We start from the raw sequence: 231 nt of genomic DNA, 5'->3' as shown, positions 1-231 counted from the left end.
AACAGACTCCGAGATTTATTCCAAAATTCGGCCATAAAACCACTTTTCCATAAGAGAATTATTTATGTCAGATCAAAAAAATCATAACCAGGACCATATGGCACAGGCTACAACAGACGTACTGAAAGACCCAGTCTGTGGTATGACCGTCACTGAAGAATCGAAATACCATGAGGAATTTAAGGGGAAAACTTACTTTTTTTGCAGTGATAAATGTCAATCAAAGTTTCA

General features: G+C 36.8%; 1 protein-coding gene. It reads left to right on the top strand.

All coding sequences use genetic code 11. The features are described from left to right. Positions 1-64: 64 nt before the first annotated feature. A partial coding sequence (locus RRF55_RS28215) for a YHS domain-containing protein (protein ID WP_439419328.1) occupies positions 65-231 on the top strand: 167 nt, incomplete at its 3' end.

This window comes from Klebsiella sp. K47, from assembly GCF_051858335.1.
Taxonomy (GTDB): domain Bacteria; phylum Pseudomonadota; class Gammaproteobacteria; order Enterobacterales; family Enterobacteriaceae; genus Klebsiella; species Klebsiella pneumoniae.
Note: the sequence above shows the minus strand (reverse complement) of the source record. Positions and strands in the feature narration are given on the sequence as shown.